Source organism: Streptomyces sp. ML-6 (assembly GCF_030116705.1).
Lineage (GTDB): Bacteria > Actinomycetota > Actinomycetes > Streptomycetales > Streptomycetaceae > Streptomyces.
Map to the genome: position 1 here is coordinate 3,451,726 of NZ_JAOTIK010000001.1, position 16,991 is coordinate 3,468,716.

At 71.9% G+C, this 16,991-nt stretch carries 28 protein-coding genes; all 28 read left to right on the forward strand.

The window, feature by feature from the left end:
- Positions 1–27: 27 nt before the first annotated feature.
- Positions 28–924, forward strand: coding sequence for a mucin-2 (locus OCT49_RS14985; RefSeq protein WP_283852378.1), 897 nt, complete (start codon positions 28–30; stop codon positions 922–924).
- Positions 921–1,601, forward strand: a complete 681-nt coding sequence (locus OCT49_RS14990) for a zinc finger domain-containing protein (protein WP_283852379.1) — start codon at positions 921–923, stop codon at positions 1,599–1,601. The genes OCT49_RS14985 and OCT49_RS14990 overlap by 4 nt, the downstream gene beginning before the upstream one ends.
- On the forward strand, positions 1,598–2,083 hold the full coding sequence (locus OCT49_RS14995) for a hypothetical protein (protein ID WP_283852380.1): 486 nt from the start codon (positions 1,598–1,600) through the stop codon (positions 2,081–2,083). Before OCT49_RS14990 ends, OCT49_RS14995 begins: the two co-directional genes overlap by 4 nt.
- Positions 2,080–2,241, forward strand: a complete 162-nt coding sequence (locus OCT49_RS15000; RefSeq protein WP_283852381.1) for a hypothetical protein — start codon at positions 2,080–2,082, stop codon at positions 2,239–2,241. Before OCT49_RS14995 ends, OCT49_RS15000 begins: the two co-directional genes overlap by 4 nt.
- 127 nt (positions 2,242–2,368) lie before the next feature.
- Complete coding sequence (locus OCT49_RS15005) at positions 2,369–2,845, forward strand: HNH endonuclease signature motif containing protein (RefSeq protein ID WP_283852382.1); 477 nt, start codon at positions 2,369–2,371, stop codon at positions 2,843–2,845.
- On the forward strand, positions 2,845–3,330 hold the full coding sequence (locus OCT49_RS15010; protein WP_283852383.1) for a single-stranded DNA-binding protein: 486 nt from the start codon (positions 2,845–2,847) through the stop codon (positions 3,328–3,330). The genes OCT49_RS15005 and OCT49_RS15010 overlap by 1 nt, the downstream gene beginning before the upstream one ends.
- 75 nt (positions 3,331–3,405) lie before the next feature.
- Entirely contained in the window at positions 3,406–4,206 is an 801-nt protein-coding gene (locus tag OCT49_RS15015; protein ID WP_283852384.1) for a TFIIB-type zinc ribbon-containing protein, read from the forward strand.
- On the forward strand, positions 4,203–4,355 hold the full coding sequence (locus OCT49_RS15020; protein WP_283852385.1) for a hypothetical protein: 153 nt from the start codon (positions 4,203–4,205) through the stop codon (positions 4,353–4,355). The genes OCT49_RS15015 and OCT49_RS15020 overlap by 4 nt, the downstream gene beginning before the upstream one ends.
- Before the next feature lie 58 nt (positions 4,356–4,413).
- Positions 4,414–4,758 (forward strand): hypothetical protein, encoded by a 345-nt coding sequence (locus OCT49_RS15025; RefSeq protein WP_283852386.1) that lies wholly within the window; start codon positions 4,414–4,416, stop codon positions 4,756–4,758.
- Positions 4,758–4,979, forward strand: a complete 222-nt coding sequence (locus OCT49_RS15030) for a hypothetical protein (protein ID WP_283852387.1) — start codon at positions 4,758–4,760, stop codon at positions 4,977–4,979. Before OCT49_RS15025 ends, OCT49_RS15030 begins: the two co-directional genes overlap by 1 nt.
- Entirely contained in the window at positions 4,979–5,491 is a 513-nt protein-coding gene (locus tag OCT49_RS15035; RefSeq protein ID WP_283852388.1) for a hypothetical protein, read from the forward strand. The genes OCT49_RS15030 and OCT49_RS15035 overlap by 1 nt, the downstream gene beginning before the upstream one ends.
- A complete protein-coding gene (locus tag OCT49_RS15040; protein ID WP_283852389.1) occupies positions 5,488–6,504 on the forward strand; it encodes a hypothetical protein in 1,017 nt (338 codons plus the stop codon). The genes OCT49_RS15035 and OCT49_RS15040 overlap by 4 nt, the downstream gene beginning before the upstream one ends.
- Positions 6,501–6,767 (forward strand): hypothetical protein, encoded by a 267-nt coding sequence (locus OCT49_RS15045; RefSeq protein WP_283852390.1) that lies wholly within the window; start codon positions 6,501–6,503, stop codon positions 6,765–6,767. The genes OCT49_RS15040 and OCT49_RS15045 overlap by 4 nt, the downstream gene beginning before the upstream one ends.
- Positions 6,764–6,946 carry a hypothetical protein gene (locus tag OCT49_RS15050; protein WP_283852391.1) on the forward strand — a complete coding sequence of 61 codons (183 nt, stop codon included), beginning with the start codon at positions 6,764–6,766 and terminating at the stop codon, positions 6,944–6,946. Before OCT49_RS15045 ends, OCT49_RS15050 begins: the two co-directional genes overlap by 4 nt.
- Positions 6,943–7,728, forward strand: coding sequence for a serine/threonine-protein kinase (locus OCT49_RS15055; RefSeq protein ID WP_283852392.1), 786 nt, complete (start codon positions 6,943–6,945; stop codon positions 7,726–7,728). Before OCT49_RS15050 ends, OCT49_RS15055 begins: the two co-directional genes overlap by 4 nt.
- A gap of 118 nt (positions 7,729–7,846) precedes the next feature.
- On the forward strand, positions 7,847–8,251 hold the full coding sequence (locus OCT49_RS15060; RefSeq protein ID WP_283852393.1) for a hypothetical protein: 405 nt from the start codon (positions 7,847–7,849) through the stop codon (positions 8,249–8,251).
- Between the two features lie 73 nt (positions 8,252–8,324).
- Entirely contained in the window at positions 8,325–8,702 is a 378-nt protein-coding gene (locus tag OCT49_RS15065; RefSeq protein ID WP_283852394.1) for a hypothetical protein, read from the forward strand.
- 350 nt (positions 8,703–9,052) lie between these two features.
- Positions 9,053–9,307, forward strand: coding sequence for a hypothetical protein (locus tag OCT49_RS15070; RefSeq protein WP_283852395.1), 255 nt, complete (start codon positions 9,053–9,055; stop codon positions 9,305–9,307).
- Between the two features lie 12 nt (positions 9,308–9,319).
- A complete protein-coding gene (locus tag OCT49_RS15075; RefSeq protein WP_283852396.1) occupies positions 9,320–9,595 on the forward strand; it encodes an HNH endonuclease in 276 nt (91 codons plus the stop codon).
- 4 nt (positions 9,596–9,599) lie between these two features.
- Positions 9,600–9,986: a DUF6221 family protein gene (locus tag OCT49_RS15080; protein WP_283852397.1), complete on the forward strand. Its 387-nt coding sequence runs from the start codon at positions 9,600–9,602 to the stop codon at positions 9,984–9,986.
- Positions 9,983–10,381 carry a hypothetical protein gene (locus OCT49_RS15085; RefSeq protein WP_283852398.1) on the forward strand — a complete coding sequence of 133 codons (399 nt, stop codon included), beginning with the start codon at positions 9,983–9,985 and terminating at the stop codon, positions 10,379–10,381. The genes OCT49_RS15080 and OCT49_RS15085 overlap by 4 nt, the downstream gene beginning before the upstream one ends.
- 15 nt (positions 10,382–10,396) lie before the next feature.
- Entirely contained in the window at positions 10,397–10,840 is a 444-nt protein-coding gene (locus tag OCT49_RS15090) for an ATP-binding protein (RefSeq protein ID WP_283852399.1), read from the forward strand.
- A gap of 324 nt (positions 10,841–11,164) precedes the next feature.
- Entirely contained in the window at positions 11,165–11,422 is a 258-nt protein-coding gene (locus OCT49_RS15095; RefSeq protein WP_283852400.1) for a hypothetical protein, read from the forward strand.
- Positions 11,382–12,953 (forward strand): terminase large subunit domain-containing protein, encoded by a 1,572-nt coding sequence (locus tag OCT49_RS15100; RefSeq protein ID WP_283852401.1) that lies wholly within the window; start codon positions 11,382–11,384, stop codon positions 12,951–12,953. The genes OCT49_RS15095 and OCT49_RS15100 overlap by 41 nt, the downstream gene beginning before the upstream one ends.
- On the forward strand, positions 12,935–13,126 hold the full coding sequence (locus OCT49_RS15105) for a hypothetical protein (protein WP_283852402.1): 192 nt from the start codon (positions 12,935–12,937) through the stop codon (positions 13,124–13,126). The genes OCT49_RS15100 and OCT49_RS15105 overlap by 19 nt, the downstream gene beginning before the upstream one ends.
- Positions 13,123–14,472 (forward strand): phage portal protein, encoded by a 1,350-nt coding sequence (locus OCT49_RS15110; protein ID WP_283852403.1) that lies wholly within the window; start codon positions 13,123–13,125, stop codon positions 14,470–14,472. Before OCT49_RS15105 ends, OCT49_RS15110 begins: the two co-directional genes overlap by 4 nt.
- On the forward strand, positions 14,472–15,485 hold the full coding sequence (locus tag OCT49_RS15115; RefSeq protein WP_283852404.1) for an HK97 family phage prohead protease: 1,014 nt from the start codon (positions 14,472–14,474) through the stop codon (positions 15,483–15,485). Before OCT49_RS15110 ends, OCT49_RS15115 begins: the two co-directional genes overlap by 1 nt.
- Positions 15,485–16,984, forward strand: a complete 1,500-nt coding sequence (locus tag OCT49_RS15120) for a phage major capsid protein (RefSeq protein ID WP_283852405.1) — start codon at positions 15,485–15,487, stop codon at positions 16,982–16,984. Before OCT49_RS15115 ends, OCT49_RS15120 begins: the two co-directional genes overlap by 1 nt.
- The last annotated feature ends 7 nt before the right edge of the window (positions 16,985–16,991 follow it).

A 16,991-nucleotide genomic window follows, 5' to 3' on the forward strand; every position in this document is an offset into this window, starting at 1 on the left:
TGGTTCAAGATCGACGACACCGCGCACATGCATCCGAAGCTGATCAAGGCCGGAAACGGCGGGCTCGGGTTGTGGCTGCGCGCGGGCAGTTACGCCGCGCAGCACCTCACCGAGGGCGCCGTGCCCGGGGTCGTCGCGCAGCTGTACGGCACCGCCCCGCAGGCCCGGAAGCTGGTCGCGGCCGGGCTGTGGCACGAGCATGGGCACGGCTGCGCCCGGTGCCCGGACGTCCCCGCCGGTGACTTCTACATGCACGACTTCTTGGTCTACAACCCGTCGCGGGCGAAGGTCGAGCAGGGCCGTGCCGCTGCTGCGGATCGTCAGCAGCGGGCCCGTGACCGGGCCTCAGAGAAGCGCGCCGAGCGGGAAACGCGCCGCGAATCACCCCCGAAAAAGAACTCTTTTACGGGTGAAACGTCGGACGAAAATTCTGAAACCGCTCCGGAAAACATCGAGTTTCCAGACCTTTTCGCAGGTCAGGGCATGCAGTCACACCGTGACGGTACGGGACCGTCACGGTCCCCCCGACCCGACCCGTCCCGTAGTACTTCCTTCGGAAGTACAACCCCCCCTTCCCCCCAGGGAGAGCGGGCAGCAGCAGCCGCCCTTGTCGACTCCTGGTGGTCGACGTACGGCCGCAGCACCGCACAGTCCCGCACCGCGATTCGCCGCGCCGTCGCCGACGCCCTCACCAACGGACTCGACGAGCAGCTGCTCGCCGCCGCACTCGACCGTCTTGGCCAGACCAGCAAGCCGGTCACCGGCGGCACCCTGCAGTTCGCGTTGGCGGACATCCGCCGCCAGCCCGCCCCCGGCAGCAACGTCGTTCCCATCGCTACCGGCCGACCGTCCACAACCGATCAGCGCGTAGCCGAGGGCATGTCCCTGGCCGCGCGTCTCCGCGCCGAGGAGGCCGCACAGTGACACCCGCAGACGCCGCCGAACTGCTCACCCTGGCCGCCGCGTTCGACCGCCGCACCGTCGGCGAGGCCGACTCCCGCGCATGGGCCGCCGCGCTCCACCAGACCCCCTACGACGACGACGCCCGCGCCGCCGTCGCCCGCCACTACTCCGAGACCGACAAGTGGCTGACCCCCGCGCACGTCCGCCAGCAGCGCGCCACCATCCGCCGCGAGCGGGTCGCCGCGGCCACCGTGGTCTACGACGGACACCCCGGCGAGACCGGCGCCCAGTCGATTGCCCGCCGCCGCGCCATGCTCGAAGCCATTGCCGACGGCCGGGTCACCCCGCAGTCCGCAAGCCTCGCCGTCGGATTCAGCGAGGATCGGCCGGCCCTTCCCGGCGGCGCCACCCGCGAGGAGCGCGAAGCGTTCGCCGCCGAGCGCCTGGCCGCGCTCGGCAACTACATCCCGCAGCGCGTGGCCGACGACCTCGTTGCCCTGCGGCCCGTCCGTGCCGAACGCGAGTCCCTGGCCCGGCACGGCCTGCCCGACCCGCTCAACGTCCGGTGCCCGTACGAGCCGTGCCACGCCGACCCCGGCCAGCCCTGCCGCATGGGCAAGAACGGCGCCCGCCGCCGCACCACCCCCCACCCGACCCGGCTCGACCTGGCCACCGCACAGCAGGAGCCCGCCGCATGAACCGCAACACCAAGCACCCCGACCGCCCGTACAAGCGGAAGCCGAACACCGGCGACCGCACCCGCGGCGGGCGCACCTGGCGCATCACCGCGTCGTGGGACGCCCGCCCCGACCGGCCGGCCGTTCGCACCACCACCGACCGCAAGGCCCGCGACCGCATGGTCGCCGAGTTCGTCGACCAGGGCGGGTACGTCATCGTTGAGGAGGCCCGCGGAGCCGAGTGGCGCACCGTGCGGGAGGTCGACGGTCCCGCCCTCCTCGCCGCCCGGCTGCGCGCCGCGCGGGACCAGGCCGCCGCCGAGCAGCGAGAGCAGCGGCACCGCGCCGACTACGAGCAGCAGGCCGCGCGCAACACCCTTGCCGCCGCGCTCGACGCCATGGTCGAGCACGACACCATGGCCCGCCTGATGCGGCGCCCGCCGATCGACCTTGCCGCCACCGGCCAGGCCACCGCCCGCCACATCACCGGAGCGCAGCGATGATCCCCGATGCCGTTGCCGCGGTCATCGCCGCGACCATCCGCGACCACCCCGCCAGCGCACCCGAGGCGGTCGCCCGCGCCGCCGTAGCAGCCCTTGCCCGCGAGGGATGGCACATCGCCGCCCCCGACGTCATCGCCGCCGCCCTACGGGCCGCATAACCCCGCCAGGGGGGTGCGCCACGAGTAGCCAGCGCACCCCCCTGCACGCTATGTTTCATGCGTGCACGATCAAAGTTCATGCACGCACGGAACAGTGAGCCCTGCTCAGACCAGAGAGGACCCGCCCATGGCCCGGCCCCGCCCCACCGCCGCATGGCGCTACTGGTCCCGCGTCCGCTTCGACGGACCCCTCACCCTCCACCGGCAGGCCCCCGGCCGCTGCTGGACCTGGACCGGCGCAATCAACAACCGCGGCTACGGCAGCTTCCGCGCGGGCGCCACCGTCACCGGCGCGCACCGCTGGTCGTACGAGCAGTCGCTCGGCCCGATACCGGCCGGCCTGGAGCTCGACCACCTCTGCCGCAACCGGGCTTGTGTCCGCCCGGACCACACCGAGCCCGTCACCCACCGCGTCAACACGCTGCGCAGCATGGGCCCCGCCGCCCGCGCCGCCCGCGCCACGCACTGCCCGGCCGGCCACCCGTACGACAGCGAGAACACCTACCGCACCCCCGCCGGACACCGGCAGTGCCGCACATGCCGCCGACGCCCCACCACCCCCGTCATCCAGCTCCACCCCACCACCGAAAGGCAGGCCGCCTGATGGCAGGCGAGACCGTTCTCACGCTCACCGGCAACCTGGTTGATGACCCCGAACTTCGCTTCACCCCGGCCGGGCACGCCGTGGCCCGCTTCCGCGTCGCGTCCACCCCCCGCACGTTCGACAAGTCGACGAACGAATGGCGCGACGGCGAGTCGCTTTTCCTCACCGTCACGGCCTGGCGGTCGCTCGGCGAGAACTGCGCCGGATCGCTCCAGCGGGGCATGCGCGTCATCGTCCGCGGCGCCCTCAAGCAGCGCTCGTACGAGGACCGCGAGGGCGTGAAGCGCACCGTGTACGAGCTGGAGGCCGAGGAGGTCGGCCCGTCGCTGAAGACCGCGACCGCCGCCGTCACCCGGACCAACGGCAACCAGGGCCCGACACAGCGCCAGCAGCAGCCCGCCACCGGCGGATACGGCGCCCAGCAGTCCCCCGCCAACAACCCGTGGGACACCAGCCAGACCAGCAGCGACGAACCCCCGTTCTGACCCCGGGCCCGGCCGCCGCCCGCACCGCGCGCGAGCACCCGCGCACCCTCCCACTCCACACCCTGAGAGGCCCCCATGACCTACCACTGCGACGACTGCGACGCCACGATGACCGCGCCCACGGACACGGACACCATCCGATGCCCCGGCTGCGGGGAGATGGCCAGCAAGACCGCCGCCATGCCCGCCAATGACCTGCGTACCGAGGCCGGGCTCGTCAGCCCCGACAAGCTCGCCCGCATGCTCAACGCCGCCGACATTGAGGCTGACAGCGACTGCCCCACATGGTGGGAGCTCCACCCGGACGGCCGCGCCGGGTACGCCATCGCCGCCGACTACCTTCTTGCCCGGCTGCACATCACCGCCCCTACCGAGCGCCCCGCCGCCGAGGTCGCCCGCGAGCAGCGCGACAACATCAGCTTCAACCGCGGCAACATGGTGGCCGCCCTCCGTGACGCCCTGCTCGACCCGGCCCGGCACACCCCCGCCAGCGCCACCGCCGCCGCCTACGTGCTGCTCGCCGCCCACGCCCGCCAACTCGCCACCGCCGCCCGCGTAAACGCCGACCAGCTGAACGCCGAGCTGCGCGCGGAAGGTGACCGTAGGCGTACGGGCATCATCCACGGCATGCTCCGCGTCGTCCGCGTGCTCGACTCCCACGCCGACCAGCTTGCCGCACCGCCCGAGGAGCAGCCCGCGGCCCCGGCCGCCGAGCACACCCTCACCGCCGCACACGCCGCCGCCCTCGCCGTCGACTGCCCCGCGTGCGAGTCCCCCGCCGGACAGTTCTGCACCAGCCACAACGGCACCCGGCAGCGCCGTCACGACGTCCACCAGGCCCGCACCAAGACCCACCGCGAGCAGGCCGGTCGATGACGTACCGCGAACGCCTCGCCGCCCGCCTCCAGCGACGCATCCTCGCCGCGCTCCCCCCGGTCCCCGTACCGGCCACGGAGGACGAGATGCGCTCCCCGGAATGGTGCTGGACGCACCAGTGCCACCGCTCTCAGTGCCCCCAGCACTGACCTAGCCCACCCCGGGGCGCCGCCACCACGCGGCGCCCCCACCCCCCGGGAGCCACCCATGGGATACATCACCTCCACCTACCTCGCCTACGGCCTGCGCATCCCCACCGACGCGCACCCCTGGCACGAATCCGGCCGCATCGACGCCGGACTCACCACCATCCGCGACCTGTGCCCCGACGTCGGCCACCTGACGGCCGGCCAGTACGACCAGGACATGGTTTTCCTCGTCACCCAGTACACCGAAATCGAGCTGGGCACGTACGGCCGCACGACCACGGCCACCGCCGAGCAAGTCGCCGACTGGAACCGCCAGCTGGCCAACGCCGTCGACCACCTCGGCTACGGCCACATCCGGGACCTGGACGCCCCCGGCTGGATCGCTATCCCGGACGTGTCCTGATGAGCCGCCGCATCGGAGCCGACCGAAACGGCGACGTCTACCGCGCCGTCATCCGCTACATCAACCGCGTCGGGCAGACGTGGACCGAGTACGAAGGCCCGTACGCCACGCCCGGCGCCGCCCGCGCCCGCGTCACGTACTGGTCCAACCGCATGGCGTGCAGCGGCGGCAGCGCCACCGGCCACATCGAGAAGGCCACGACCACATGGGAGCGTGTCTGATGGGCCGCGCACCGAAGGGCCGCGACCGCGACCGCGCCGACCGCCGCGCCATCGTCGACGTCCTCCTCGCCCGCGCCCAGCGAGGCGCCCTCACCCCGACCGAAGCCGCACTGCTCGCCGAGCACGTCCACGAGGAACAGCGCCTCGCCGACGACACCCGCACGGCGATGGCGGGCACGACCCAGGCCCTCGCCCGGCACCGGGCCGCCGCCGACGCCGCGATCGTCGAAGCCGAGCAGCGCGCCGAGCGAGCGGAGCACACAAACCGCATCCTGCACACCGTAAACGAAGGCCGCGCCTACGGAGCCCGACGCGTCATGGACGAACGCGACCAGGCACAGCGCCGCGCCGAGCAGGCCGAAGCCACCATCGCCCGCGTCCGCGCACTGGCCGCCGACATGCGCACCTGGTGCTCACCGCACGGCATCGCCGCCGACTACGCCCACCAAGTCGAGCAGGCCATTGAGGGCACCACCATCCCGACCGCCCCGACCCCGGAGCCGCAGCCGTGACCACCACCCCCGAACAGGCCCTCGCCGCCGTCGTGGACGCTCTTGCCACCCTCGCCCACACCGTGGCAGACCGCGCCACCACCGCCGACGACACCCGCCAGGCTCTCGCCGTCGAGGAGGAGCGCACCGCCCGCTACTCCCAGTGGCTCACCGACATCCGCAACGCGTGTGGCGCCCCGGACTGGCCGAGCCTCGCCGACACCGTGCGCCAGCTGCGCGAGCGCGCCGAGGCCGCCGAGAGCCGCGTCAGGCTCGCCCACGAAGCCCGACGCACGAAGATCGGCCATCTCGACGAAGTGCACCGCGCTCTGCTCGACACCGGCGTGATCGAGGACGGCGACCCGTACAGGCACGCCGACCTGGCCGACGTCATCCGCCAGGCCATGACCGACCGTGCCCACGTTGAGCAGGGCGACGCCTCCGCGCTCCGGCTCACCCACAGCGCCGCCGCAGCGTGGGAACAGCGCGTCGATCGGGCCGAGCAGGCCGCCCGCCGCGCCGAAGCCACCCTCGCCCGCATATGGAACGCCCGCACCGCGGCCGACGCGTGGGCCGCGCTCGGCATGTACTACGGCACGACGCCCGAGGAGGCCGGCCGCCGAGCCCGCGCCCTGCGCACCGCCGACGAACGCATTGCCGAGGAGCGCGCCGAGACCACCCGTCAGCGCGCCACCGACGCCGCCCGCTCCGCCGACCGGTACCGGACCGCGTGGCAGTCCGCCCGCCGCCGCGCCCGCTCCGCCGACCGGTACCGGGCCGCGTGGTACAGCGCCCGCCACCGCGCCCGCTCCGCCCTCGCGGAGCAGCAGCGCGTACGCGGGTGGCTGACGCACTGGGCCGACCGCGCCCGCGCAGCCGAGCAGGCACTCGCCAAGGAGCGCGCTACCGAGGAGCCCGAGTCTGCTGGACCGCGCCAGTGCGGCCATGACGACTACCACGACGCCCACGAGTGGGCCGATCTCCCGCACGTCTGGTGCCCCGGCTACAGCCTCACCGAGGAGCCGGGCCGATGAGCGCCCGCCCGCTCGCCTGCACCCAATGCGGCCAGCAGTGCGGCGTCGCCGAGGACTACGAGTCGTACAGCGACTGGGGACCCGCCGTCATCGACGAGCACGGTGTCGTCCGGCCCCAGAGCCCCGACGACAGCGGCGGCCACAAGCACGACCCCCGCCCGATCCGCGCCCGCGCCTACTGCCCGACCTGCGGCCACCAGTGGGCGCTGCGCCGCCCCTTCGAGCCGACCGCTCCCGCCGTGACCGAGGAGCCGGGCCGATGAGCACCGTCTGTGGCTGGTGGGTGGGCCCGATCTGGAAGGCGGACGGCGAGACCTGCGTCTGCTCCCTGGAACCGGGCCACCCAATGCCCCACAAGTGCACCTGCGGCGCCTGGTTCGAAGGATGCGGCCACCCGCCCACTACCGAGTCCACCCCCACGACCAAGGAGCCGCGCCCGTGAACACCCCGACCGCCACCGTGGCCGCGTACGACCTGCGCGCCATCCGCGAGCAGTGGGGCGACCTCCTCGCCGCCATCGGCCGGCCCCCGCGTGCTGAGTGGCCCCCGCGCGACTCCCGCGCACTCGGAGCCGTCGCCGAGCCGGACGACGAACCGGCCGTCGGCCGACTCCCCCTCGTGCTCCGCGAGCACCCCGCCCCCGCCAACCTCACCGCCCTGGACGCCGCCGTATCGGTCGAGCAGGCGCTGTTCACGGCGTGCGACGCGATCGCCGCCGCCGTACAGCGCCCCATACGGCGCCGCCGCGTGGCACTGCGCAGCACCCCGCCCCGCACCGTCATACGCGAGGACCAGGCCGACCGCGACGACCCCGCCCGATGGCACTACCCCGCACCCACCTCCCCCGGCAGCCGCGCCTACGGCCTCCACTGGGCCGCCGTCTGGCTGGAAGGGCGGGCACTCGACGAGCAGTCCGGCGACCTCTTCCGCCCCCTGCCCGAGCCCGTACTCGTCGACCTCGCCACTGTCGCCCGCCGGGCCCGCGCCCGCGTCGAGACCGCACTCGGCCGCGACGGACGACCCACCGTGCTCGACCGGCCGTGCCCGTACTGCCGCGGCCGGCTCACCGCCCACACCCGCACCGGCGACCCCATGGCAGCCACCATCGTGTGCAGCACCGGGGAACCCTGCCCCGCACCCGTGCTGCTCGACCACGGCCGGCGGACATGGACCGGGGCCGACCTGGTCACCCTGTACGTGGCCCTGGAGTCGGCGCACCGCTGAACAACCGGAAAGGCGCTGGGAAGTTACCCAGCGCCCTTCCCCCCACCCACTTGTGTACCGGGTTCAGAACTCAGTACAGTGCGTCGCGTTGGGCCCCGACCGACAGGAGCACTACCGCATGAACAACAAGCGGCCATCCGCCATCACCAGACTGCGAGAGCAGCTGTCCGCCGCCTTCGAGCAGTTCGAGCAAGAACACCGCGCCGAAATCATCGCCCGCAGCGGCAACCCCGATGACGACCGCGACCCGTTCGAGACCGTCCACGCCATCGCCGACAACTGGGCCACCACCACCGACGACCCCGACAGCCGCGAACAGCTGCTCGACCACCTCACCGACATGCTCGACACCAGCGAGGTACGCGCGCTCCGCCTCGCCGCCGAGGCCGCCACCGCCATCACCCCGCGGCTCATCTACGCCGACGCCGACCACGGCATCAGCCCCGCAACCACCGCTGATGACCTCGGACTCACCGAGTCCTACGTCTACCGAATCCTGCGGAACCGCAACACCACCACCTGACCCACCACGGGCCCGCCCGGCACTCCACATGCCGGAACGGGCCCTCACCACAGAACGGGAGCAACCCCCGACCATGGCCACCAAGCAGCCTAAGCCCACCCCGCCCAAGACCGGCACCCGCACCAGCATCCGCGTGGACGACCAACTGTCCGACGACCTCGCCGTACTCATGACCCCCGGCGGCACTGTGTCCGACGCCATCCGTACCGCCGTCGGACAGCTGGCCGACATGTACCGCACCGCATGGGCCCGCGGCGTCGTTCCGCACGGCACCGCCCCCACCCTCCTCGCCTACCAGCTTCAGCAGCGTCCGACGCCGCACACGCCCCTGACCAGCCGGTATGACGCCCCGTCCGACCCCCGTCCGACACCGCGCGTCGACCGCCCGCTGCCTGGCGGACAGCCGCGCCCATCGGCCGGCCCGGTCGTCACACCTGCCGTGCACACGTAATCACTCCCGTGCCCCGCCGTCCGACGCGGCGGGGCACGGCCGTAAGCCACGTTGCCCGCCGTTACCTATCCGTGATCTAATCAGGGCGACCCCGGCATGCCCGGAAACGGATGGTCGACTGCCACCGGCAACGGCGGCACCCGCGCACAGCGGCCCAAGCCGACCGCCCCGAACGCCCCGTCGCACCCTCACTGCGACGGGGCGTTCCGCATGCCCGCCCCCAGTTCGCCCCGGCCAGGGGGACGACGGACCACGCCGACCCATCACCGAAACCGACCGGCACGAGACCGTCACCCCCTGCCCGCGGGCATGACACACTGCCCCCACCAATCCAGTCCTAGGGGGGACAGATGAGCGAATACCGCGACGTCCAATCAGCCGTGCGCACCGAGAAGTTCCGCATCTGGCTTGCCTGGCTGGCCGGCGGAATCGGCGGCGCGATCATCTGCAACGCTCTCCGCGACATCGAGTACGTCAACTCCGCCACCCAGATCCTGTGGGCGATCCTCGGCATCCTCGCCACCATTACCGCGGTAAGGATGACCAACGCGCTCAACCGCCGAGCCAACGCCGCCCGCCGCGAAGTCCTCGGCGACGACATGTAGGAGGTGGTGCCCGTGGCCGGCAACCCCCGCAACGGGCGCCCCTACCGCCGACTCGTCGACGAACTCCGCCGCCGCGGTGACCCCTGCTGGATCTGCGGCCACGACATCCCGCCCAGCCTCGACGCCCGGCACCCGCTCAGCTTCACCCTCGACCACGCCGTCCCGCTCTCACGCGGCGGCGCCCTGCTCGACCCCGCCAACGCCCGCAGCGCACACCGCAGCTGCAACTCGGTCCGGGGCAACCGCAGCACCACCGCCACCGTCACCCGACACTCCCGAAGATGGTGAGAGTATGAGCAGCATGGACCTGGTGCAGTTCCTCCGCGACCGCCTTGACGAAGACGAGACGCTGGCGCGGAACACCGGCCAGTGGGGCATGTCGTGGCAAAACCTCACCATGGACGGCGAGCTTCGCGACGACGCCAACGCGGGCACCGTCGCGCACATCCCCCACGAGGCAACCCGCGCACACATCGCCCGCCACGATCCGGCCCGCGTCCTGCGCGAAGTCGACGCCAAACGGAAGCTCGTGGACCAGTACGCCGAGGCCGCCGACAACGACGTCGACGAGCCTTACGAGTACGCCTACGGCTGGGCCAACGGCCTCGGTGTGGCCGCGCGCCTCCTCGCACTGCCCTACGCCGACCACCCCGACTACCGCGAGGAATGGCGGCCATGACCGAACCGAGCGTGACCCTGTTCAGCGATGGCCTGCTGTCCAAGTGGGGCTTCAACGACGGCGACACCCCCGAGCAGTGGCTCGACTGGTGCGAGACACAGGGCATCGACCACACCGTGCTCGACTTCCCATGGGCCGCGCTGGTCCGCCAGCACCTCGTACCCGTCATCGAGCAGGACGTGGCCGTGGTCGACATCGAGACGATCCATAACCCGATCAGGGCAGAGACCGTGAACGGGACCGACGTGACCGAAGCATGGGCCGGTCGAGCCCCCGCACCGGCCCTCACCCCCGAACACGTCGAAGTTCCCATGACCGAGGTACTACGCGTGGCGCTCGCCGCGGCCGGGCTCACCGAGCCCCCACGGTTCACACCGCCGTTGCCACTGACCTGAACCGGGGGTGACGCCGTGCTGTACGTCGTCACCGGCCCGCCGGCCGCAGGCAAGACCTCGTGGATCACCGCCCGCGCCCGCGCCACGGACATCGTCATCGACCTGGACCGCATCACGCAGGCCCTCACCGGCCCCGGCGCCCCCGCGTGGAACCAGGACACCATCGCCGTCAAGGTTGCCCACCGCGCCCGGTACGCCGCCATCGACGAAGCGCTCAAGCACCTCGACCAGGTCGACGTCTACCTGATCCACACCATGCCGAGCCGCAAGTGGCTTGCCCGCTACCAGCGCCACCACGCCAAGATCATTGCGGTGGACCCCGGACGGGACATCGTCATGCAGCGCGTCCGGGACATGCGGTCACCCGGACTCCTCGCCGTCGCATCCCGCTGGTACAGCCAGCAGGCCAAGCAGCGCATCGGCACACCAGCCGGCCGCCAGGCATCCCGCAACTGGTAGCCACCCCCGGGCAGGCAGGGCAGCTCCACCGCACCCCACCCCCGGGCAGGGCCGGCCACCACCCGGCCACGGCCGCGCCACCCCGCGATCACCCTTCACCGATCGTCACAGCGAAGCTTCGGCCCGCGCCGGAACCGACCGGACCGCCCAGGGGAGGGGGGCCCGACCCCATCGTGAAATCCGGGAGGCGGGCGACCCAAAAGCCCTTGTCGCCCGTTTTTTTGCGTGGCCGATTTTAAAGACGATCTTGACCCGATCTCTCGAATCGACCCCAAGATCATCACTACTCACAGTGACATAACGCAGAGTGACGGGGGTGAGGTGATGATCGCTGACGACGTGCGCGCCGAGCTTGACAAACTCGGCGTGACCAGTGTTTCCCCGGGCCTCGCGGCTGTTGCGCTCAAGCTGGCCGCTGCTCTCGACGCCATCGGCGACGGTGACTCTCCGACATCACAAGCGGTCGTCGCCGACAAGCTCGCCGGAGTCCTCACGAAGCTGCGGGCGCTCGCGCCGCCGGAGACGAAGGGGGACGCGCTCGATGACCTCGCTGCTCGACGGGCCGCCCGCCGCGGCGCCTGACTCCCCGCTCCTCGGCTCGCAGCTTCCCCGGATCACGACCGTGCCGCCGACGCGGGTCTCATCTGCCGGTCAGGAAGCGGTCGAGCTGGCCGCACTTGCAGGGCTGGAGCTGGACCCGTGGCAGCAACACGTGCTCGACATGGGGCTGTCAGAGCGGGACGACGGCCGATGGGCCGCGTTCGAGGTCGCGGTGAACGTGCCGAGGCAGAACGGGAAGGGCGGGATCATCGAGGCCCGCCAGCTGGCCGGCCTGTTCCTCCTCGGCGAGAAATTGATCTTGCATTCGGCGCACGAGTTCAAGACGAGCATCGTCGCGTTCCGCCGGATCGAACAGCTCATCATGGGGTGCCCTGACCTGCGGAAACGCGTACTGCGGGTGCGGCGCACGACCGGTGAAGAAGCGATCGAGCTGGTCACCGGGCAGATTCTCCGCTTCCTGGCCCGGTCCGGCGGCAGTGGCCGTGGCTTCACCGGCGACTGCAACATCCTGGATGAGGCGATGATTCTCGGCGACGACGCCATGGGCGCGCTCATGCCTACCATGAGTGCCGTCCCGAACCCGCAGCTCTGGTACCTCGGGAGCGCGGGCATCGGGGCACCGTCGATGCAGCTCGGCCGTCTGCGGGCCCGCGCCATGGCCGCTGTGGAGTCCGGGGAACCTGACCCGTCGCTGGCCTACTTCGAGTGGTCCGTCGACCCGCACCGGGACGAATGCGGCCCCGGCTGCACCGAGCACGCCAGCGCCGACGACCCCCGTGCGTGGGCCGTCGCGAACCCGGCGCTCGGTATCCGGATCTCTGCGGAGCACGTGCGGAACGAGCAGCTGTCGATGGGCAGCGGCGGCATCTTCGAGCGTGAACGGCTCGGCGTCGGAACGTACCCGAGCGACGGCGCCGACACGTGGCAGGTCATCGCCGAGGACGCCTGGCGGGCCCTGACCGATGGCGACAGCAGCATGTCGGACCCGGTCGTGTTCGCCATCGATGTCACCCCGGAGCGGTCGCACGCCAGCATCTGCGCGGCCGGGTACAACGGCCAGGCCGTGCACGTGGAGGTCATCGACAACCGCCCCGGCACCGGCTGGGTGGCGGGGCGGGCTCGGGAGTTGACGGAGAAGTGGGGTCCCCGGTGCTGGGTGGTGGACGCGGGCAGTCCGGCCGGGTCGCTCCTGGACGACCTGAAAAGGGCCCTGCGGCCCGAGCAGGACGACGAGGAGTCCTGGGGCGACGGGGACGATGTGGCGCTCCTGGCGCCGGTGGTGACGCCGAAGGTCCGGGAGATCGCGCAGGCCACGGGCCAGCTCTACGACGCCGTGGTGGCGGGGCAGCTGGTGCACCTGGACCAGGCGCCGTTGGCGACTGCGCTGGCGGGGGCGAGGAAACGCGACCTCGGCGAGGCATGGGCGTGGTCGCGCCGCACCGTCGGCGTCGACATCAGCCCGCTCGTCGCGGTGACGCTCGCCCGCTGGGGCCTGAACGCCGAGATCGAGGAACCAGAAGAGGAGGTTGAGCCGTGGGCCGACTTCGGCTGACGCGCGCCGCTCTCGCCCGTACGGGCGTTGTGACGGGCGGCGGGGCGTTCACCGCAGGAATCGGGCTCGGCGTCGGCCCCGCTGCCGCGCTCATGACGGCCGGCGTGCTGCTGGTGGCGTACTGCCTGGTCCTGATGGACGTGGGCGGCCCCGGTGATGGAGGTGGCCCGTGACGAGCCTGTGGCAGTCCCGCCGCCGTACGCCGGCGGAACGGGCGATCAGCACCGTGGACGACTACGCGACGGCGCTCCAGCAGTCGTTGGGGTACGGCGGGTGGTCGGCGCTGGGGATCACGCAGACGCAGCCCGGACAGGTCGCCGAGCGGGCCCCCGGGGACCTACCCGGGTACGCGCAGCTGTTCGCGACGAACCCTGTGGTGTGGGCGTGCATGGTCGCGCGCCAGATGGTGTTCTCCGCGCCGCGGTTCATCTGGCAGCGCCTCAACAACGGCGTCCCGTCGGCGATGTTCGGGAACACGGACCTGCGGGTGCTGGAAGAGCCGTGGGCGGGCGGGACGACGCAGGATCTGCTCTCGCGCGTCATTCAGGACGCCGACCTGACCGGCAACTCGTACTGGACGCGGGCCGGTGACGAACTGGTGCGGCTGCGGCCCGACTGGGTGTCCATCGTGCTGGAACGTCGCGAGTACCGCGGCGGGAACCTCGGCTGGCGGAAGGTCGGGTTCGTCTACCAGGAGCCCGGCGAGGAGCCGGTGCCGCTCCTCACGGACGAGGTGGTGCACTTCGCTCCGGTCCCGGACCCGCTCGCCACGTACCGGGGCATGTCGTGGCTGACTCCGGTCATCCGGGAGACGCAGAACGACAACCTGATGGCCTCGCACAAGCGGCGGTTCATGGAGAACGCGGCCACGCCGAACATGGTCGTGAAGCTGGCCCGCGAGGTCAGCCCCGACGCATTCGCCAAGTTCAAGGCCAAGATGGAGGCCAACCACCGCGGCGTCGAGAACGCGTACAAGACGCTCTACTTGGGCGGCGGCGCAGACGTCACGGTTGTCGGCGCCGATTTCCAGCAGCTCGATTTCAGCTCTGTGCAGGGTGCGGGCGAGACCCGGATTGCTGCGGCGGCCGGCGTGCCGCCGATCATCGTCGGCCTGTCGGAGGGCCTGAAAGCGGCCACCTACTCGAACTACGGCCAAGCCCGCCGCCGATTCGCGGACGGCACGATTCACCCGCTGTGGCAGAACGCGGCCGGGTCCTTCGGCCACCTGGTCCGGCCGCCCGGCGGCGGCATGTCCGGGGCCGTGCGGCTCTGGTACGACGCCCGCGACGTGCCATTCCTCCGCGAGGACGCCCGGGACGCCGCCGAGATCCAGGGCGTGCAGTCCCGCACGATCCGAACCCTGGTCGACGCCGGGTACACCCCGGAGTCCGTCATGGCCGCCGTGACCGCCAGCGACTGGTCCCTGCTGGTGCACACCGGTCTGTTCTCCGTCCAGCTCCAACGCCCCGGCGAGGCGGCCGGGAGCGCGCTCCCAGTTCCTACCGAGGAGGGTTCCTGATGCCCACCATGACCGCTGTGGCGCGGGACCTGGAGCGGTCCGCGTCCTTCACCCTGGCCCGAGCCGAGGACGACACCGGCGAGGCCGACGGCCGCACCCTGTCCGGGTACGCCGCCACCTTCGGCGAGGCCACCGAAATCAACTCGTGGGAAGGCAACTTCTTCGAGAGCATCCGCAAGGGCGCGTTCCGCAAGACGATCCGCGAGCACACCCCGGTCATGCAGTTCGATCACGGGCGACATCCGTTGATCGGCAGCATCCCGATCGGCTCCATCGTCGAGCTGCGGGAGGATGACCAGGGTCTGTTCATCAAGGGCCGTATCACGGACAACTGGCTGATGCAGCCGATCCGCGACGCGATCGCCGAGCAGACCGTGAACGGCATGTCCTTCCGGTTCGAGGTCGTCCGCGAGGAGTGGCGCGACGCCGCCGGGAAGCTCCTCAAGCCCGAGGAGGTCCCGGAACTGCTATGGATGCCGGGCGACCGCGGCCCGCTCCAGCGGGAACTGATCGAGGTCCGCATGCGGGAACTCGGGCCGGTCGTCTTCCCGGCGTACGGCGGCACCAGCGTGTCCGTCCGGGCCCGGGACATGGCGGACGGCCTGACCCGCGACGGCGAGATGACCCGCCGCATCCGCGCTTCCCTCGCCCGCGACGCGGCCACCACCGCGCAGGTACCCACCGACCCGGAGCTGCGCCGCGAAGTCGCTGCCGCGCTCCTCTACCCCGGCCGCCCCGCGGCCCCCGACCCCACCGACCAGGGCCCGGCCGCCGTGCGCGGCCTGGCCCCGTCCGCGCCGCCCGTCCCCGGGCACCCGGACGTCGAGCGCACCAGCGGCGCGCCGGCCACCGACGGCCACCCGCCGATTCCCAGCAGCACCGACGCGCCGCCCGCCGATGGGCACCCGTCACCCTCCCCGCGCACAGAACGCATGCGCCCGCAGCTCGCCGAGATCGGCGCGCTGATGGACGGCGTACTGGCGTCCATCGACACCACGAAGGAGACCCGCTGATGCCCAAGGCACTTCAGCTCTCGCACGGCCAGGCGGTCATCCGCCTGCGCGACATCCGCGCCCAGCTCGAAGACCTGGAGAAGCGCGACACTCTCACGTCTGATGACGAGCAGACGTTCGACGAGCTCACCCGCGAGTTCGCCGAGGTCGACGACCACCGCCGCCAGCTGGAGCGCCGTTCCGCGCTGGAGCGGGTGCGGTCGGCGACGCAGGCCACCGAGCGGCGCCCGGCCGCGCTTTCCGTCGAGCGGGGCACCCCGTCCGGCTCGGGCAGCGCCTACGACCTGGACCCGATCCTGAACCCCGACAGCGTGGAGGACCGGCGGTTCCGTAACCCGTGGGACCTCGGCGAGATGCGGACGTACGACCGCTCTCCCGAGCAGGTCGGCCAGGAGCTGCGGGCCCGCGCGCTGTGTGCCATCGAGAAGATGGCCGGCACGAACGACCGCATCCGGTCGGCCGCGACGGACATCATCGAGCGGTGGGACGACAAGCGCGGTTCGATCGCTCGGCAGGCCCTGGCGACGTCCTCGCCGGAGTACATGCGCGCCTGGTCCAAGCTGGCGTCCGGCCGATCGCACATGGTGAGCCCGGAGGAGCAGCGGGCCCTGGAGCGGGCGATGTCCCTCACGGACAACCAGGGCGGCTACCTGGTGCCGTTCCAGCTCGACCCGACCGTCATCATCACGTCGGACGGCTCCCGGAACCAGATCCGCCAGGCTGCCCGGCAGGTGGTCGCCACCGGCGATGTGTGGCACGGCGTTTCCGCCGGTTCCGTTCAGTGGCGGTGGGCCGCAGAGGGCACCGAGGCCGGGGACAACGCCCCGGAGTTCGGGCAGCCGAGCGTTCCGGTCCACAAGGCGGACGGGTTCGTGCCGATCAGCATCGAGGCGATGGACGACGCCGAGAACGTGACGACCGAGGTCGGCCGGCTCCTGGCGTTCGGTAAGGACTCGCTGGAGGCCGCCGCGTTCATCAACGGCACGGGCACCGGTCAGCCCACCGGCATCGTGACCGCGCTGGCTGGTACCGCCGCCGAGATGGGCCCGGCGACGGCGGAGACGTTCGGCGCCGCGGACATCTACGCGATGGACGGGGCGCTGCCCGCCCGCCACCGTGCCGGGGCGTCGTGGCTGGCGAACCGCAGCATCTACAACCTGGTCCGGCAGTTCGACACGCAGGGCGGTGCGGACCTGTGGGAGCGGATCGGCGCGGACGTGCCGCCGCAGCTGCTCGGCCGTCCGGCGCTGGAGGCCGAGGCCATGGCGGCCGGGTTCGACCCGGCCGCCGCCGGTGACAACCGCATCGCAATCTACGGCGACTTCCAGAACTACGTGATCGCGGACCGGATCGGCATGTCGATCGAGTTCCTGCCGCACCTGGTCGGCGCGAACCGGCGCCCGACCGGTCAGCGCGGCTGGTACGCCTGGTACCGCGTCGGAGCCGACAGCGTTCTCGACGGTGCGTTCCGGATGCTCAACGTCGCGACCACGGTCTGATCAAGGG

Bases quoted from the DNA above. Each gene is read 5' to 3' on its own strand.
- OCT49_RS14985 (WP_283852378.1), top strand. From the start codon at position 28: ATGCATCCGAAGCTGATCAAGGCCGGAAACGGCGGGCTCGGGTTGTGG.
- OCT49_RS15115 (WP_283852404.1), top strand. From the start codon at position 14,472: ATGCCCACCATGACCGCTGTGGCGCGGGACCTGGAGCGGTCCGCGTCC.
- OCT49_RS15060 (WP_283852393.1), top strand. From the start codon at position 7,847: ATGAACAACAAGCGGCCATCCGCCATCACCAGACTGCGAGAGCAGCTG.
- OCT49_RS14995 (WP_283852380.1), top strand. From the start codon at position 1,598: ATGAACCGCAACACCAAGCACCCCGACCGCCCGTACAAGCGGAAGCCG.
- OCT49_RS15050 (WP_283852391.1), top strand. From the start codon at position 6,764: ATGAGCACCGTCTGTGGCTGGTGGGTGGGCCCGATCTGGAAGGCGGAC.
- OCT49_RS15080 (WP_283852397.1), top strand. From the start codon at position 9,600: ATGAGCAGCATGGACCTGGTGCAGTTCCTCCGCGACCGCCTTGACGAA.
- OCT49_RS15120 (WP_283852405.1), top strand. From the start codon at position 15,485: ATGCCCAAGGCACTTCAGCTCTCGCACGGCCAGGCGGTCATCCGCCTG.
- OCT49_RS15070 (WP_283852395.1), top strand. From the start codon at position 9,053: ATGAGCGAATACCGCGACGTCCAATCAGCCGTGCGCACCGAGAAGTTC.
- OCT49_RS15025 (WP_283852386.1), top strand. From the start codon at position 4,414: ATGGGATACATCACCTCCACCTACCTCGCCTACGGCCTGCGCATCCCC.
- OCT49_RS15010 (WP_283852383.1), top strand. From the start codon at position 2,845: ATGGCAGGCGAGACCGTTCTCACGCTCACCGGCAACCTGGTTGATGAC.
- OCT49_RS15085 (WP_283852398.1), top strand. From the start codon at position 9,983: ATGACCGAACCGAGCGTGACCCTGTTCAGCGATGGCCTGCTGTCCAAG.
- OCT49_RS15095 (WP_283852400.1), top strand. From the start codon at position 11,165: ATGATCGCTGACGACGTGCGCGCCGAGCTTGACAAACTCGGCGTGACC.
- OCT49_RS15005 (WP_283852382.1), top strand. From the start codon at position 2,369: ATGGCCCGGCCCCGCCCCACCGCCGCATGGCGCTACTGGTCCCGCGTC.
- OCT49_RS15030 (WP_283852387.1), top strand. From the start codon at position 4,758: ATGAGCCGCCGCATCGGAGCCGACCGAAACGGCGACGTCTACCGCGCC.
- OCT49_RS15015 (WP_283852384.1), top strand. From the start codon at position 3,406: ATGACCTACCACTGCGACGACTGCGACGCCACGATGACCGCGCCCACG.
- OCT49_RS15065 (WP_283852394.1), top strand. From the start codon at position 8,325: ATGGCCACCAAGCAGCCTAAGCCCACCCCGCCCAAGACCGGCACCCGC.
- OCT49_RS15045 (WP_283852390.1), top strand. From the start codon at position 6,501: ATGAGCGCCCGCCCGCTCGCCTGCACCCAATGCGGCCAGCAGTGCGGC.
- OCT49_RS15100 (WP_283852401.1), top strand. From the start codon at position 11,382: ATGACCTCGCTGCTCGACGGGCCGCCCGCCGCGGCGCCTGACTCCCCG.
- OCT49_RS15020 (WP_283852385.1), top strand. From the start codon at position 4,203: ATGACGTACCGCGAACGCCTCGCCGCCCGCCTCCAGCGACGCATCCTC.
- OCT49_RS15000 (WP_283852381.1), top strand. From the start codon at position 2,080: ATGATCCCCGATGCCGTTGCCGCGGTCATCGCCGCGACCATCCGCGAC.
- OCT49_RS15035 (WP_283852388.1), top strand. From the start codon at position 4,979: ATGGGCCGCGCACCGAAGGGCCGCGACCGCGACCGCGCCGACCGCCGC.